Genomic DNA, 14,336 nt, shown 5'->3' with positions numbered 1-14,336 from the left:
TGGACTGCACTTGCACGGACGCTCCGGCAGTACAACGCCCTCGGGTCAGGCCCGAGGGTGACGACCGAGTTTGAAGCACCTGCAGTGGTTATCGAGGAGAAATATCCATGGACGAACTGACGCGCACCGTCATTGAGCGGGGGGATCTGGCCCATCTCGCGCTGTTCCTGTGGGCCAGTGGGGCCAGTGCCCTTCTTGTGTGGAGCCTGCGTGAGATGGCGCGGGTGAATCAACACTTCAACGACTTCGTGCAGGAAATCGCCAATCTGAATCGGCTTTTCAGAAAGGATGACTAAGCCCATGGCAAAAAAGAACAATTTTCCCAAAGCGCAACAGGTCTTCCGGCAGTTTGCCTGGAATTTGGCCGGTACGCTGGCCAGCCCTAAACCCGGTGGCAAGAGTGCGGCCAAGCCGAGTGGAAAGCGCTGATGGGCGCGATTTCAAGCGCCATTCCCATCGATAGCGACGGGCGCTTTTCCGGCTATGCCAGCCTGTTCAACCGGCGCGATGCCGGGGGCGATGTGGTGATGCCGGGCGCCTTCACCCAGAGCCTGGCGCGCCGCGGCAAGCGCATCAGACTGCTGTTTCAGCATGACCCCAAGGAGCCGGTCGGCACCTGGAAGACCATTGGCGAAGATGGGCATGGCCTGTTCGTGACCGGACGGCTGGTGCCCGGCGTGCCGCGCGCCGATGCACTCAGACGGCTGATCGAAAACGGGGCGCTGGACGGACTCTCGATTGGCTTTCGCACCGTGCGGGCAAGCCGCGCTGGCGGACTGCGCAAACTCTGGCAGATCGATCTGTTTGAAATCTCGATCGTCACCTTTCCCATGCTGGAGGACGCACGCATTGCGCCCTCGGGCTTGAGCACCGGCGCGGCCATCGCCGCCGCCACCCACACCATCCGCAACCGATAGGGATATTTGTATGACCACCACCAGTGACGGCCTTGAAACCAAGGCCGGCGCGCAGGGCGATATTGCCGCGCTGTTCGCCGAATTCTCGACCGCCTTTGAAGAGTTCAAGGCCACCAATGACCAGCGCCTGGGCGAGCTGGAAAAGCGCGGCAGCGCCGATGGCCTGCTCGAAGGCAAGCTCGACCGGCTCAATGCCGTGCTCGACACCAACAAGGCGGCGATGGATCGCGCGCTGATCGAGCGGGCCCGCCCGCAGCTCGACGGCAAGGGAATGCCGGTCGATGGCGAATACAAGCAGGCTTTCGCCTCCTATGTGAAGCGCGGCGAAGAGAAGGCGCTCTCGGTGGGCGTCAATGCCGATGGCGGCTATGTCGTGCCGCCCGAAACCGAGACCGAAATCACAAGACTGATGACGGCGGTGTCGCCCATTCGCGCCATTGCCGGTGTACGGCAGGTGTCCGGCTCGGTCTATAAGCGCCCCATCTCGGTGACGGGGCCCGCAGTGGGCTGGGTTGGTGAGACCGCGGCGCGCCCCATTACCGGCAGCCAGACCCTGGCCGAGCTGAGCTATCCGACCATGGAGCTCTACGCAATGCCGGCGGCGACATCGGCCTTCCTCGAAGACGCGGCGGTCGATGTGGGGCAGTGGATTGCCGACGAGGTCAACGCGGCCTTCGCGGCGCAGGAAACCACGGCTTTCGTATCGGGCGATGGCGTCAACAAGCCGACCGGATTTCTCGATGCCACCACGGTGGCGGAAGCCAGCTGGAGCTGGGGCAATCTGGGCTATGTCGCCACCGGCTCGGCCGGGGCGCTGCCTACTGCCAATGCCAGTGATGTGCTGATCGATCTGGTCTATGCGCTCAAGGCCGGCTACCGCCAGAACGCATCCTGGGTGATGAACCGCAAGGTGCAGGGCACGCTGCGCAAGCTCAAGGATGCCGACGGCAATTATCTGTGGCAGCCCGCCGCGACGGCTGATGGCAAGGCGCGTTTCATGGGCTTTGATCTGGTCGAGGCCGAGGACATGCCCGATATCGCGGCCAATGCGCTCTCGATTGCCTTTGGTGACTTCCGCCGCGGCTATCTGATCGTGGACCGCCAAGGCGTCAGCGTGTTGCGCGACCCCTTCAGCGCCAAGCCTTATGTGCTGTTCTACACCACCAAGCGCGTCGGCGGCGGGATCGCCGATTATGACGCGATCAAGCTGCTGAAGTTCGCCGCGAGCTGACAACGCTGACCCCCACCTAACCTCCCCCTGGCAGGGGGAGGAACCGCGTGGTGGGCGGGGCGAAATCGCATAAGGACCACCGAGCTCGCTCCTCCCCCTTTTCAGGGGGAGGCTGGGAGGGGGTTGTCGCAACCCAACAAAAGGCAAACAAAATGACGTCTTATCTTCTCGCGGGACCCGCGGAGGAGCCGGTTTCGCTTGCCGAGGCCAGGGCTTTTCTCAAGGTCGATGACAGTGCCGAGGACGGGCTGATCGCCACATTGATTGGCGCAGCACGGCTGCATGTCGAGGGCGTGACCGGGCAGGCACTGCTGGCGCAGAGCTGGCGCGTGGTGCTGGACGCCTGGCCAGAAGATCGGCAGGTGAAACTGCCGGTGAGCCCGTTCATCAGCGTTACCGAGATCACCGCGTACGATGGTGATGGCGCAGGGCATGAAGTGCCTCTGGCGCAGTTTCTGAGCGAGCCCGACCGGCTGCTCTTGCCAGCCAGTGTGGCGGGCATGCCGGTGCTGCGGGAGCGGCAGGGGATTGAAGTCGACTATGTCGCCGGCTTCGGGACCGAGCCCGAGGATGTGCCTGCCGATATCCGCCAGGCGCTGCTGGTGCTGGTCGGTTACTGGTTTGAGCATCGCGATGCGGTGATCGTGGCGGGCTCGGGCGCTGTGGTGCCCAGCGGCTTTGACCGGTTGGTGGCGCCTCACAAACGGGTGCGGCTATGAGCGAGCGCGTTCCGCCCATTGGCACACTGACCGACCGGGTGCAGCTCAAAAGGCGCGAAATGGCCGCCGATGGCGCGGGTGGCCATGGCACGGTGTTTGTGCCGCTGACCGCCGTGTGGGCAAGGGTACGCACGCTGCGCGGGCGGCAGGGCACCAGCGCCGATGGCCGGGCGGTGGAGATTTCGCACGCCGTGGTGTTGCGTTTTCGCACCGATATCAAACCGGGTGACCGCATTCTTTATCGCGGGCGTGACCTGGATGTGGTGAGCGCCGCCGACCTCAATGGCCGCCGCGCCTATCTCAGCTGCGCCTGCAGCGAAACCAGCTTCACGGGGTAGGCCATGCACCCCATCACCGTTCTGCAGACGGCATTGGTCGCCGCGCTCAAAGCCGATGTCGCGCTGGGCGCAATCATTGGCGATGACGGCGTCTTCGATGCTGCGCCCGGGGGGCGAACGCCGCCCTATGTGCTGATTGCCCGCCACGACGTGTTGACGCGCAATGTTGATCTGGCACCGGGGCAGGAACACCGCCTGCAGCTGCATTGCTGGGGCGATCAACCCAGCCGACAGCGCGCGCTCGACATGGCCGAGCGCGTGGTAGCGGTGACACTGGCGCTTGACGCACCGGGACTGGCGCTCAGCCATATCGGCCATGTGCGCACTGACACGGTGATCGACGACGATACCGGGCTGGCGCGGGCCGCCGTGGCGATCCGGGTGTTCAGTGCAGCGGGGTAGGGCAGCGTCCGTAGCGTCACCCCCACCCTTGATCCCTCCCCACAAGGGGGAGGGAGACGATGAACACGGACATCCGATCTGGCGCCTCCCTCCCCTTGATGGGAGGGATTGAGGGTGGGGTGGCTAGCACGGCGCCGTGGCAATTCTTGAAAGGCAAATCTCATGGCCGCTCAAAGCGGCAGCAACATGCTGCTCAAGCTCGACCAGACCGGGTCGGGCAGTTTTCTCACCGTGGCGGGGCTGCGCACGCGGGCGCTGGCGTTCAATGCTGCGGCCGTCGACACCACCGATCAGGAAAGCGCCGGGCGCTGGCGTGAATTGCTGGCTGGCGGTGGGGTGAAACGCGCCTCGGTGTCGGGTGCCGGGGTATTCAAGGATGGCGCTTCAGACGCGCAGATCCGCGCCCTGTTCTTTGCCGGCACGCTGCGCGACTGGCAGTTGATCATCCCCGATTTCGGCACCGTCACCGGGCCGTTCCAGATCGTGGCGCTGGAATTCTCCGGCGACCATGCCGGCGAGGTGACGTTCGACCTGGCGCTGGAAAGCGCGGGCGAGCTCAGCTTTGCGGCGCTCTAGGCATTTACCGAAAGGACCACGAACATGGCCATCACCCAACGCGGAGAAATTGACGCCGTCATTGGCGGCGAGACGCTGACACTGTGCCTGACGCTGGGCGCGCTGGCCGAGCTGGAGACCCGGCTGCAGGCCGGGGATCTGGTGGGACTGGCAGAGCGCTTTTCTGGCGGGCGGGTTTCTGCTGCCGATCTGACCGCCATTCTGGGCGCCGGCCTGCGCGGCGGTGGCAATGAACTCAGCGATGATGATCTGGCACGGTTGAGTATTGAAGGCGGGCTCAAGGGCGCCGCCGAAATTGCTGCACGACTGCTTAAGGCGACCTTTGGAGAAGGCTCATGACGCCCTTTCCCTGGGACGCGGCGATGGGTTTTGGGCTGGGCGTGCTGCGCCTGCCAGCCCGCGATTTCTGGGCGCTGACGCCGCGTGAACTGGCAGCGGCCTGGGGCGCCATTATGGGCGCGCAGACCGGTCCGCTCAGCCGTGGCGATCTCAGTGATCTGATGGAGCGTTTCCCCGATGGCCGATGATCTGTTTGCCGACAATTTTCGTGACGAATTGAGCGATGTGTCGCTCGAACTCGACCGCATTGGCGATCTGGCCGATGGCGTTGCCCGCTCCATCAGCAATGCGTTTCGCGGGGCCCTCAGCGACGGCAAGTCGTTCAAATCCCTGCTCGGCGACATCGCCAAGAGCTTTGCCGATATCGCGCTCAAGGCCGCCATTCGGCCGCTGGGCGATCTGGTCGGCGGGATGGTGGGTAATCTTTTTGCCGCGACCAATCCGGCGTTGGCCGGGGTGACACCCTTCGCCAAGGGCGGCGTGATCGCCAGCCCGAGCTATTTCCCGCTCGGGCAGGGACTGGGCGTGATGGGCGAGGCAGGCGCTGAAGCGGTGTTGCCACTGCAGCGCGGCAGTGACGGTCGGCTGGGCGTTGGTAGCGGTGGTGGAGGCGGCGCGATCAATGTGACGTTCAATGTGACGGCCAGTGATGCCCGCAGCTTCGCCGCGAGCGAGGCTGAGCTCAGCGCCATGCTGTTGCGCGCCGTCAAGCGCGGCACGCGCGCGAGCTAGCAATACCCCACCTAACCTCTCCCTGAAGGGGGAGGGATGGCCCGGAGGCGGAACCAAGATCGAGCACCTTTCACCAACCTCCCCCTTCCGGGGGAGGTTGGGTGGGGGTGCGCAGCAGTTGGAGATCTTCATGGCCTTTCATTCCATCCGTTTCCCGCTTGATGTCGCGCTGGGGGCGCGGGGTGGGCCGGAGCGCAGAACCGATGTGGTCACGCTGGCCGGTGGTGGTGAGCAGCGCAATGGACGCTGGCACTATTCGCGGCGGCGCTACAATGCGGGTTATGGCGTCAAATCACGCGCCGATATGGCGGCGGTGCTGGCTTTCTTCGAGGAGCGGCGTGGCCGGCTGCATGGCTTTCTGTGGCATGATGGGCTCGACTTCTCCAGTGCGGGGACAATGCCAGGCCCGCTGGATCAGGCGATCGGCACCGGGGACGGGGCGCAGACCGGCTTTGCACTGACCAAGCGCTATGGCGCTGATTTTGATCCCTATCTGCGGCCCATCACGCGGCCCGTATCGGGTTCGGTGCGGGTGGCGCTCGACGGGGCGGAGCAGCTCAGTGGCTGGACGGTTGATCTGACCACGGGATTGGTCAGCTTTGATATGGCGCCGGGGCTGGGTGTGGCGGTCACCGCCGGGTTTCTGTTTGACGTGCCGGTCCGCTTTGACACCGACCGGCTCGATGTCGAACTGACCAGCTTCGATGGTGCCGAAGTGCCCAGCATTCCGCTAGTGGAGATTCTGCCATGAGAACGCTCGATATCGGGCTGGCGGCGCATCTGGCGCAGAGCGAGACCACGCTGTGCCATTGCTGGAAGCTGACGCGGGGCGATGGCGTGGTGCTCGGCTTTACCGATCATGACCGGGTTCTGAGTTTTGATGGCACAGACTATACGCCGGCCAATGGGCTCGATGGCAGCGAGGTGCCGGCGCGGTTGGGCGCGCAGGTGCAGACCAGCGAGGTGCTCGGCGTGCTCAGCGCCGAGGTGATCAGCGAAGACGATATTCTGCTCGGGCGCTATGATGGCGCCCAGGTTCAGACCTGGCGGGTGAACTGGAGCGATGTGAGCCAGCGCCTGCTGCTGCGGCGCGACAGCATTGGCGAGGTTGTGCGCGAGGACGGGGTATTTCGTGCCGAACTGCGCTCGGCCCAGCAGGGGCTTAACGCGACGCATGGCCGGATCTATCAGAGCCTGTGCGATGCCCGTGTGGGCGATGCGCGCTGTGGGGTGACGCTGGCGATGCCCAGCCTGCAGGGCTCTGCCACGGTGACGGCACTGGATGATCCCTATCGCGCGGTCGTGACCGGGCTGGAGGGCTTTGCTGAGGGCTGGTTCAGCTTTGGCACGGTGCTGTGGAGCGATGGCAAACGCGATGGTCTAAGCGACGCGGTGGTGAACCATGCGCGGCTGGGCAGTGCGGATGTGCTGGCGTTCAGCACCCGGATAGGCGACTGGGTGGCGGTGGGCGATACGTTCGGCGTCACTGCGGGTTGCGACCGACGCTTTTCCACCTGTCAGGCCAAGTTCGACAATGCGGTCAATTTTCGTGGCTTCCCGCATATTCCGGGCAGCGACTACGTGCTGCGCCATCCGCGCAATGGCGACGCGCTCGATGGACGGGCGGTGGTGCCGTGAACCCCGATGCGGTGGTCACGGCAGCGCGCGCCTTTCTGGGCACGCCCTATCGGCATCAGGCGGCGACAATTGGGGCAGGGTGCGATTGCCTGGGCCTGCTGCGCGGTGTGTGGCGGGCGCTGTATGGCAGCGAACCCATGGCGGTGCCGCCCTATCGCGCCGATCTGCGCGATCCGCTGAATGCCGGGGCCCTGCGGGTGGCAGCTGAAGCGCTGCTGCTGGTCGAGCATGGCACGCTGGGAACCGGGCAGGTGGTGCTGTTCAGGCTGGCCGGGCACGAACCCAAGCATTGCGGCATCCTGATTTCGCCAACGCGGTTTATCCACGCGCAGGAGCGGCTCGGCGTTGTTGAGGCCAACCTGACCGAAGCCTGGGCGCGCCGGGTCGCGGGGCGGTTCCGGTTTCCGGGGTGCCTTGCTGAGGACTAGGCAGCCTTTATCCTCAATCACAGGAATATCTCATGGCCACTCTCGCGCTTTCGCTGGCTGGACAGGCTGTCGGCGGGCTGGTTGGCGGGCCCATTGGTGCCACCATCGGCCGGGCGCTGGGCGCGTTGGCTGGCAGTGCGCTCGACAATGCGCTGTTTGGTGAAAAGCCCGAGACGGGCGGCGTCGACATTCGGCTGCAGGGGTCCAGCGAAGGCGGGGCGGTGCCGCGTCTGTTTGGCTGGAGCCGGCTCGCAGGCAATATTATCTGGGCCCGCGAGCTGGAACTGCTGGGTGGTGAAAATGCCGGGGCCAAAGGCTTTGGCGGCGATCAGACCCAGGACGCGGTCGGCGCCAGCTTTGCCGTGGCCTTCTGCGAGGGCGAAGTGCATCGGCTCGGCCGTATCTGGGCTGACGGGCAATTGCTTGACCCCGAGGGTCTGACGCTGCGGTTTTATCGGGGCACTGAGGATCAATTGCCTGACGGGTTGATTGAAGCGACCCAAGGCACCGCGCCCGCCTATCGCGGGCTTTGCTATCTGGTGGTCGAGCAACTCCCGCTCAACCGTTTCGGCAATCGCATTCCCCAGCTCTCGGTCGAGCTCTGCCGGGTCGTGGGCGACCTCGAAGCCAATATTCGGGCGGTAACGGTGATCCCCGGCGCGACAGAGTTCGGCTATGATCCGACGCCGCGCGTGCGACTGGCCGGGCCGGGCGAAACGGTGGGGGAGAATACCCACGTCTTCCCCCATGTCAGCGACTGGAGCTGGTCGATCGACGAGCTGACAGCGCTTTGTCCGAACCTGCAGCACGTCGCGCTGGTGGTCGCCTGGTTCGGCGATGATCTACGCTGCGGCCAGTGCAGCATCGGCCCGCGCGTCGAGGCGGCGCACCGGCCCATGCTCGATACGGACTGGTCGGTGGCGGGATTGGCACGCGGCGATGTGCCGGTGGTATCCAGCCACAATGGCAGCGCGGCCTATGGGGGCACGCCCTCGGACAGCGCGGTGCTGGCCGCGATTGCCGATCTCAAGGCGCGTGGCCTGTCGGTGACGCTCTATCCGCTCATCATGATGGATGTCCCGACGGACAATATGCTGCCCAATCCCTATGGTGGCGCAGCGCAGCCAAGCTATCCCTGGCGCGGGCGCATCACCTGTGACCCGGCGCCGGGCCAGCCCGGCTCGCCCGACCAGAGTGCGGCTGCGAGCGCGCAAGTGGCAAGCTTTGCTGCGGCCCACCGGCTGATGGCACTGCATTATGCCGGACTGGCGGTGGCTGCCGGCGGCGTCGACGCCCTGATTATCGGCTCGGAAATGGTGGGCATCAGCACGGTACGCGGGGCTGGAAACAGCTTTCCCTTTGTCGATGCGCTGGTGAGTTTGGCCAGCGACGTGCGCGCCATTGTCGGGCCGGACACCAAGCTGACCTACGCCGCCGACTGGAGCGAATATGCGGGCTACCAGCCTGACGGCGAAAAGTTCTTCCATCTCGACCCGCTCTGGGCCTCGGCCAATATCGATGCGGTAGGGATCGACAACTACATGCCGCTGGCCGATTGGCGCGACGGCACCGGCCATGCCGACGCGAGCTCGTCCGATACCGGGCACGATCTGGCCTATCTGCAGGGCAATATCGCCGGTGGCGAGGGCTATGACTGGTTCTATGCCAGCACTGCTGACCGGCTCAGCCAGATCCGTACGCCGATCAGCGATGGTGCCTATGGGGAGCCCTGGGTCTGGCGTTTCAAGGATATCGCGAACTGGTGGAGCCAGCCGCACCATGATCGTCCCAATGGGGTACGCAGCGGCACGCCAACCGCCTGGGTGCCGGGCGCAAAGCCAATCTGGCTAACGGAACTGGGCTGCGGCGCCGTCGACAAGGGCGCCAACCAGCCCAATATTTTCGGCGACGACAAGAGCGCGGAAAGCGGGCGTCCGTACCTTTCCAGCGGTCTGCCGGACCCGTTGATCCAGCGTCAGGTTCTGCGCGCGCATCAGGCGCATTGGCGCGATGGCGGCAACAATCCACCCGGCATGCTCGATACCGACCGGATCTATCACTGGAGCTGGGACGCCCGGCCATATCCGGCCTTTCCGGCGCTCAGTGCAGTCTGGTCCGATGGCGTGAACCATCGCAACGGCCATTGGCTGACCGGGCGGCTGGGGGGGCTGTCCAGTGATGAACTGGCCAGCGCTATCGCAACCGCGCATGGCGTCGAACTGCAGGCGCAACCAGCTTTGCCCTTTGTCAGCGGCTACGCACTGACGCGTGTGACCACGGCGCGCGACGCGCTGGAGCCGCTGATCGCGGTGGCGGGGCAGGGGCTGGTCAATCGTCCGACCGGACTGCATCTGGGCAATGCCGCGCATGGTTCGGCTGCGCTGTTGGCGCCAGACGAACTGGCGCATGGAGAAGCAGCTAATCTCCTGCGCAGAAGAGGGGATCCGGCGGAGCTGCCGGGGCGGCTGGCGCTGAGTTTTGTTGATCGCGAGCGCGATTATCTGACCGGCACGGTGACGGCTGTGGCGCAGGACGACGGGCCTTTGACAACGCAGGCAGTGGGCTTTGTGCTCGATGGCGCAGCAGCGCGGCTATCGGCCGAACGCCTGCTTGATGGGCAGGCCGCGCGTCGCGAGACGTTGGAGTTTGCCCTGTCACAGCATCAACTGGCGCTCGAGCCGGGTGATCTGGTGGAGATTGACGGGCTCGCCGAAGGACCGTTCGAGATCGCTGAAATCCGCGATGGTCTGATGCGACGGGTGACGGCGCACACGCTGGTGACGAAAACGGCACAGGCGGTGGGAGCTGACCAGCCCGTGCGCGGTGGCAGTGGCACCGCTGTGCGGGCGGTGCCACTGGTGACGCTGGCCCATCTGCCACCCTTGCCGGACAATCCCGGCCGCTCGCGACTGCTCTTGGCGGGCTATGCCAGTCCCTGGCCGGGCACACTGCAACTGGTGGACGAAACCACCGGTGCATCCGTGCTCAATCTGGATCGGCGCGGTTATCTGGGCACCTTGGCGACGGCGCTGGAGCCGGGGCCAAGATCCCTCTGGGACAATGGGCACAGCCTCGAGGTATTGCTCCATGCTGGCCATCTGGCGGCTGCCGAGCCGCTGGCCGTACTGGCCGGCAGCAACCGCATTGCGGTGCAGAGCGACGCGGGCAGTTGGGAGGTTATCGGTTTCGCCGAGGCCAGCCTGATCGCGCCGGGGCGCTATCGGTTGGCCAAGCTGCTGCGCGGGCTGCAGGGAAGCGATCCCGGAATGGGTTCTGCGGCAATCGGTCAGCGTGTCGTGGTGCTCGACAGTCGAGCGGCCAGCTTGCCGGTTGAACCGGGCTGGCTCGGTGAAACGCGCAGTTTCCGTATCTATGCCGGCAGTAGCGATCTGGTGGGTATTGAAGAAACAGTGGTGGTTGACGCCGACCCCGCCCTGCCGCTGCCGCCGGTCCATCTGCGTGCAATCCGCGGGGACAGTGGCGATATCACGTTGACCTGGGTGCGGCGCAGCCGGGCCGATGCCGATGGCTGGGGCGTGGCGCAAACCACGCTGGAGCATGCGCCTGAAGCCTATCGGGTGACCATTCTTGATGGACCCACACTCAAACGCGTCATCGAAGCCGAAAACGCTGCAGCGACCTATGCGAGCGCTGATCAAACCGCCGATTTCGGCGCGCCTGCAACCAGTTTCAGCTTCACCATCGCCCAGCTAAGCCCGGTTCTGGGCGCGGGCCACGCTGCAGTGGGAGAGTTCAATGAGTGAAACCCGATTTGAAATTTGCCTGAACGCCGTGCTGCAGCACGAGGGCGGCTATGCCGATCATCCGCGCGATCCGGGCGGCGCCACCAATCTGGGCATTACCCGCAAGACGCTGGCCCGCTGGCGCAATGTTTCGCCCTGGTGGGCGCTACCCAAGGCTGATGTGCAGGGGCTGGGACGCGCTGAAGCCGCGCGTATCTACCGGGCGGGCTACTGGAGCCGGGTCAATGCCGATCAGATGCCACCCGGTCTTGACCTGGCGCTGTTTGATTTTGCCGTCAATTCCGGTCCCGACCGGGCTATCCGGACGCTGCAGGGGGACCTGGGCGTGCTGGTCGACGGCGCAATCGGGCCGCTGACCCTGGGCGCGCTCAAAACCCGTATAGCGCTTGAAGGGGCTGCCACCCTGATCAATGCGCTGTGCGATCGTCGCATGTCCTTTCTCACGCGCCTTGCCAGTTTCGCCACCTTCGGCAAGGGCTGGTCGGCCCGCGTCACGGCCATTCGGCAGGCAGCGCTGGACGCTGCCGGTGCCGCCCCATCCATCACCAAACGGAGACAGACCATGGATATCCTGAACGGCTACAAGACCTACATCACGGCCGCCCTGATGCTGCTGGCCGGGCTGGCGCAGGTACTCGGCATTGACCTGCCAACGCTAGATGGCGGCTCAGCGGGCCATCTGATCATGGAGGCGCTGGCAGTGATCTTCCTGCGCAAGGGGCTCAAGGGCGATATTGCGCAGGCCTGAAAGCCTTGCGGGCGGGCTGTTGCGTGCTGATATGACAGAGCGATTGGGCGTCTCGGGCCATGAAAATCTTGACCCTCTGGCGCCGCTTGCCCCATTCATGTCCCATTCAGCTTGCCCGCCATAGATTGGCCTCATGAAAACACTGCTCTCAAAACGCCTTGCCCCCCTGGCCATTGCTCTGGCGCTTGGTCTGGCCGGTATGGGCTCGGCCGGCGCGCAATCGTGCCTTGATAATCGACAGATCCAGGAGGCGGTATCGTCTGGCCAGATCATGTCGCTGGCCGCCGTGCTGGCCGGTGCCGGTATCGACGGCAGCGCGGAAATCCTCAATGTTGCGGTATGTGACGAGGGAGGCGGTCTGGTCTATGTTATTGGTCTGCTGACCGCGACCGGCGAAGCACAGAACCTGGTTCTGGACGCGCAATAGACATTCCGACTGCATCTGGGGGCCAGACAATGCGCATTCTCGTTGTCGAAGACGACGTCAATCTCAATCGGCAGCTCAAGGACGCCCTGACCGAAGGCGGCTATGCTGTCGATGTCGCCTTTGATGGCGAAGAGGGGCACTTTCTTGGTGATACCGAGCCCTATGACGCCATCGTCCTTGATATCGGCCTGCCCCAGATGGACGGTTTGTCGGTGCTGGAAAACTGGCGCCGCGATGGCAAGACAACCCCCGTGCTGCTGCTGACCGCCCGCGATCGCTGGAGCGACAAGGTGCAGGGCATCGACGCCGGCGCTGATGACTATGTCGCCAAGCCGTTTCATATGGAAGAAGTACTGGCGCGTCTGCGGGCTCTGGTGCGCCGCGCGGCCGGACTGGCTTCCAACGAGATTGTCTCGGGTACGGTGCGCCTTGATGTGCGCTCGGGCAAGGTGACGGTTGATGGCCAGTCGATCAAGCTGACCAGCCATGAACTGCGCCTGCTCAGCTACCTCATGCACCACAAGGGCAAGGTGATCTCGCGCACCGAGCTGACCGAACATCTCTACGATCAGGATTTTGACCGCGACAGCAACACCATCGAGGTGTTCGTCGGGCGCCTGCGCAAAAAACTGCCCGAGGACTGCATTCAGACCGTGCGTGGTCTGGGTTACCAGATCGCCGAAGACTGAGCTGGAGGCCATGCGCAAAGGCTCGATCGCCGCATCATTGTTCTGGCTGTCGGCGGGCTGGCTCGTTGTGGCGCTGGTCGCCACCGGCTTTTTGCTGACCGACCTCTATTCCCGCGCGCTCGATACAGCGCTCTCGGATACGCTGGATTTCCATGTTGAAAGCCTGGCCGGATCTTTGCTGGAGACCGGTGACCCGCAAAGCCAGGACATAGCTCTGGCCGATCCGCGTTTTGGCCGGCCGCGCTCGGGCTGGTACTGGGCCATTCGCGATGCCGACGGCACGCTCTATAATCTTTCGCGCTCGGTGGTGGGCATCGACACACCCGATATTCCCGGTCCGGTGAGTGCCTCGGGGCGCCAAACCGCGATCATGGATGACAGCTTTGGCACAAGCATGCGGGTGGTCGAGCGCACGGTGACGATCGGGCCCGATACCTATGAAATCATCGTCACCGGTAATCTGAGCGAAATCCTTGAACTGGTTGGCAATTTCCGCGGTCAGGCCTTTATCGTGCTGGGCGCGGTCGGGGTCATGCTGGCCATGATGAGCTTTATCGTTGCCCGCTTTGCCATGCGCCCCGTGGACCGGTTGAGCGCGGCTATTGAAAGCGTGCGCGCCGGCGAAAGCGCGGCGGTAACCGGCACCTATCCACGCGAAATCGCGCCGCTGGCCGAAGAGGTCAACGAATTGCTGCGCTCCAACACCCAGATCATCGAGCGCGCGCGCAATCAGGTTGGCAATCTCGCCCATGGCCTGAAGACGCCCATTGCCGTGCTGCGCAACGAGGCGGGCACCAGTAAGGGCGCTCTGGCCGATGTCGTGCTGGCCGAAAGCGACAAGATGAGCACCATGGTCACGACCTATCTCGAGCGGGCGCGTCTGGCCGCGCGTACCTCAGTAGTGGGCAAAAAGGCCGATGCCGCCAAGATCATGGCGCGTCTGTCGCGCGTCATGGCCAAGATCCATCCCGATATCGCCATCACCCTGCATCCACACGAGCCCGCGCTGCCCTGGTTCCGGGGAGACGAGGCCGATCTCGAGGAGATCGCCGGCAATCTGCTCGACAATGCCTGCAAATGGTCCGGGGGACAGGTGGAGGTCCGACTCAGCGCCGAGCAGGGCAGTGCGGGCACGGTCCTGTTGCTCGCCATTGATGACAATGGCCCAGGCCTGAGCGCGGAGGACGCCCAGAAAGTGTTGCGTCGCGGTGTCAGGCTCGACGAGAAAACACCTGGCAGCGGCTTGGGGCTCGATATCGTCAAGGAACTGGTGGATGTATATGGCGGCGATCTGGCCCTGAAACGCTCGGTTTTGGGTGGCCTGTTGGTCGAGTTGCGCCTGCCGACAGCCCGCCAGAGCGGTGTCACGCGACCTGCAACCTGACGCA

19 protein-coding genes are annotated in these 14,336 nt (G+C 64.5%); all 19 read left to right on the top strand.

What is annotated here, in order from left to right:
* Window positions 1-107 precede the first annotated feature (107 nt).
* The 19 genes from KD146_RS10490 to KD146_RS10405 all read left to right on the top strand — a co-directional run bounded on the left by KD146_RS10490 (window position 108) and on the right by KD146_RS10405 (window position 14,332).
* Window positions 108-296 carry a hypothetical protein gene (locus KD146_RS10490; RefSeq protein WP_212658615.1) on the top strand — a complete coding sequence of 63 codons (189 nt, stop codon included), beginning with the start codon at window positions 108-110 and terminating at the stop codon, window positions 294-296.
* A 4-nt stretch (window positions 297-300) separates the two neighbouring features.
* Window positions 301-429 carry a hypothetical protein gene (locus tag KD146_RS18370; RefSeq protein ID WP_282220958.1) on the top strand — a complete coding sequence of 43 codons (129 nt, stop codon included), beginning with the start codon at window positions 301-303 and terminating at the stop codon, window positions 427-429.
* Complete coding sequence (locus tag KD146_RS10485; RefSeq protein ID WP_212658614.1) at window positions 429-917, top strand: HK97 family phage prohead protease; 489 nt, start codon at window positions 429-431, stop codon at window positions 915-917. The genes KD146_RS18370 and KD146_RS10485 overlap by 1 nt, the downstream gene beginning before the upstream one ends.
* A gap of 10 nt (window positions 918-927) precedes the next feature.
* A complete protein-coding gene (locus tag KD146_RS10480; RefSeq protein ID WP_212658613.1) occupies window positions 928-2,148 on the top strand; it encodes a phage major capsid protein in 1,221 nt (406 codons plus the stop codon).
* A 152-nt stretch (window positions 2,149-2,300) separates the two neighbouring features.
* On the top strand, window positions 2,301-2,867 hold the full coding sequence (locus tag KD146_RS10475) for a head-tail connector protein (protein ID WP_212658612.1): 567 nt from the start codon (window positions 2,301-2,303) through the stop codon (window positions 2,865-2,867).
* Window positions 2,864-3,205 (top strand): phage head closure protein, encoded by a 342-nt coding sequence (locus KD146_RS10470; RefSeq protein WP_212658611.1) that lies wholly within the window; start codon window positions 2,864-2,866, stop codon window positions 3,203-3,205. Before KD146_RS10475 ends, KD146_RS10470 begins: the two co-directional genes overlap by 4 nt.
* Before the next feature lie 3 nt (window positions 3,206-3,208).
* Window positions 3,209-3,607, top strand: coding sequence for a DUF3168 domain-containing protein (locus tag KD146_RS10465; protein WP_212658610.1), 399 nt, complete (start codon window positions 3,209-3,211; stop codon window positions 3,605-3,607).
* A 162-nt stretch (window positions 3,608-3,769) separates the two neighbouring features.
* Window positions 3,770-4,183 (top strand): phage major tail protein, TP901-1 family, encoded by a 414-nt coding sequence (locus tag KD146_RS10460; RefSeq protein ID WP_212658609.1) that lies wholly within the window; start codon window positions 3,770-3,772, stop codon window positions 4,181-4,183.
* Window positions 4,184-4,207: 24 nt separating this feature from the next.
* Window positions 4,208-4,522, top strand: a complete 315-nt coding sequence (locus tag KD146_RS10455; RefSeq protein ID WP_212658608.1) for a gene transfer agent family protein — start codon at window positions 4,208-4,210, stop codon at window positions 4,520-4,522.
* Window positions 4,519-4,710: a rcc01693 family protein gene (locus tag KD146_RS10450; protein WP_212658607.1), complete on the top strand. Its 192-nt coding sequence runs from the start codon at window positions 4,519-4,521 to the stop codon at window positions 4,708-4,710. Before KD146_RS10455 ends, KD146_RS10450 begins: the two co-directional genes overlap by 4 nt.
* Window positions 4,700-5,254 (top strand): phage tail tape measure protein, encoded by a 555-nt coding sequence (locus KD146_RS10445; protein ID WP_212658606.1) that lies wholly within the window; start codon window positions 4,700-4,702, stop codon window positions 5,252-5,254. The genes KD146_RS10450 and KD146_RS10445 overlap by 11 nt, the downstream gene beginning before the upstream one ends.
* Before the next feature lie 130 nt (window positions 5,255-5,384).
* Window positions 5,385-6,005, top strand: a complete 621-nt coding sequence (locus KD146_RS10440) for a DUF2460 domain-containing protein (protein WP_212658605.1) — start codon at window positions 5,385-5,387, stop codon at window positions 6,003-6,005.
* Window positions 6,002-6,892, top strand: a complete 891-nt coding sequence (locus tag KD146_RS10435; protein WP_212658604.1) for a DUF2163 domain-containing protein — start codon at window positions 6,002-6,004, stop codon at window positions 6,890-6,892. Before KD146_RS10440 ends, KD146_RS10435 begins: the two co-directional genes overlap by 4 nt.
* Window positions 6,889-7,320 carry an NlpC/P60 family protein gene (locus tag KD146_RS10430; RefSeq protein WP_212658603.1) on the top strand — a complete coding sequence of 144 codons (432 nt, stop codon included), beginning with the start codon at window positions 6,889-6,891 and terminating at the stop codon, window positions 7,318-7,320. Before KD146_RS10435 ends, KD146_RS10430 begins: the two co-directional genes overlap by 4 nt.
* A 32-nt stretch (window positions 7,321-7,352) precedes the next feature.
* Complete coding sequence (locus KD146_RS10425; protein ID WP_212658602.1) at window positions 7,353-11,084, top strand: baseplate multidomain protein megatron; 3,732 nt, start codon at window positions 7,353-7,355, stop codon at window positions 11,082-11,084.
* Window positions 11,077-11,832: a glycoside hydrolase family 108 protein gene (locus tag KD146_RS10420; RefSeq protein ID WP_212658601.1), complete on the top strand. Its 756-nt coding sequence runs from the start codon at window positions 11,077-11,079 to the stop codon at window positions 11,830-11,832. Before KD146_RS10425 ends, KD146_RS10420 begins: the two co-directional genes overlap by 8 nt.
* Before the next feature lie 133 nt (window positions 11,833-11,965).
* Window positions 11,966-12,259: a hypothetical protein gene (locus KD146_RS10415; protein WP_212658600.1), complete on the top strand. Its 294-nt coding sequence runs from the start codon at window positions 11,966-11,968 to the stop codon at window positions 12,257-12,259.
* Between the two features lie 29 nt (window positions 12,260-12,288).
* Window positions 12,289-12,948 carry a response regulator transcription factor gene (locus KD146_RS10410; RefSeq protein WP_212658599.1) on the top strand — a complete coding sequence of 220 codons (660 nt, stop codon included), beginning with the start codon at window positions 12,289-12,291 and terminating at the stop codon, window positions 12,946-12,948.
* Window positions 12,949-12,958: 10 nt separating this feature from the next.
* Window positions 12,959-14,332 carry an ATP-binding protein gene (locus tag KD146_RS10405; protein WP_212658598.1) on the top strand — a complete coding sequence of 458 codons (1,374 nt, stop codon included), beginning with the start codon at window positions 12,959-12,961 and terminating at the stop codon, window positions 14,330-14,332.
* Window positions 14,333-14,336: the final 4 nt, after the last annotated feature.

It is taken from the genome of Devosia litorisediminis (assembly GCF_018334155.1).
Classification (GTDB): domain Bacteria; phylum Pseudomonadota; class Alphaproteobacteria; order Rhizobiales; family Devosiaceae; genus Devosia; species Devosia litorisediminis.
Note: the sequence above shows the minus strand (reverse complement) of the source record. Positions and strands in the feature narration are given on the sequence as shown.

Coding starts and splice junctions, on each gene's coding strand:
- KD146_RS10445 (WP_212658606.1), top strand. CDS start 4,700: ATGGCCGATGATCTGTTTGCCGACAATTTTCGTGACGAATTGAGCGAT.
- KD146_RS10450 (WP_212658607.1), top strand. CDS start 4,519: ATGACGCCCTTTCCCTGGGACGCGGCGATGGGTTTTGGGCTGGGCGTG.
- KD146_RS10425 (WP_212658602.1), top strand. CDS start 7,353: ATGGCCACTCTCGCGCTTTCGCTGGCTGGACAGGCTGTCGGCGGGCTG.
- KD146_RS18370 (WP_282220958.1), top strand. CDS start 301: ATGGCAAAAAAGAACAATTTTCCCAAAGCGCAACAGGTCTTCCGGCAG.
- KD146_RS10415 (WP_212658600.1), top strand. CDS start 11,966: ATGAAAACACTGCTCTCAAAACGCCTTGCCCCCCTGGCCATTGCTCTG.
- KD146_RS10410 (WP_212658599.1), top strand. CDS start 12,289: ATGCGCATTCTCGTTGTCGAAGACGACGTCAATCTCAATCGGCAGCTC.
- KD146_RS10485 (WP_212658614.1), top strand. CDS start 429: ATGGGCGCGATTTCAAGCGCCATTCCCATCGATAGCGACGGGCGCTTT.
- KD146_RS10405 (WP_212658598.1), top strand. CDS start 12,959: ATGCGCAAAGGCTCGATCGCCGCATCATTGTTCTGGCTGTCGGCGGGC.
- KD146_RS10470 (WP_212658611.1), top strand. CDS start 2,864: ATGAGCGAGCGCGTTCCGCCCATTGGCACACTGACCGACCGGGTGCAG.
- KD146_RS10475 (WP_212658612.1), top strand. CDS start 2,301: ATGACGTCTTATCTTCTCGCGGGACCCGCGGAGGAGCCGGTTTCGCTT.
- KD146_RS10435 (WP_212658604.1), top strand. CDS start 6,002: ATGAGAACGCTCGATATCGGGCTGGCGGCGCATCTGGCGCAGAGCGAG.
- KD146_RS10465 (WP_212658610.1), top strand. CDS start 3,209: ATGCACCCCATCACCGTTCTGCAGACGGCATTGGTCGCCGCGCTCAAA.
- KD146_RS10420 (WP_212658601.1), top strand. CDS start 11,077: ATGAGTGAAACCCGATTTGAAATTTGCCTGAACGCCGTGCTGCAGCAC.
- KD146_RS10490 (WP_212658615.1), top strand. CDS start 108: ATGGACGAACTGACGCGCACCGTCATTGAGCGGGGGGATCTGGCCCAT.
- KD146_RS10440 (WP_212658605.1), top strand. CDS start 5,385: ATGGCCTTTCATTCCATCCGTTTCCCGCTTGATGTCGCGCTGGGGGCG.
- KD146_RS10455 (WP_212658608.1), top strand. CDS start 4,208: ATGGCCATCACCCAACGCGGAGAAATTGACGCCGTCATTGGCGGCGAG.
- KD146_RS10460 (WP_212658609.1), top strand. CDS start 3,770: ATGGCCGCTCAAAGCGGCAGCAACATGCTGCTCAAGCTCGACCAGACC.
- KD146_RS10480 (WP_212658613.1), top strand. CDS start 928: ATGACCACCACCAGTGACGGCCTTGAAACCAAGGCCGGCGCGCAGGGC.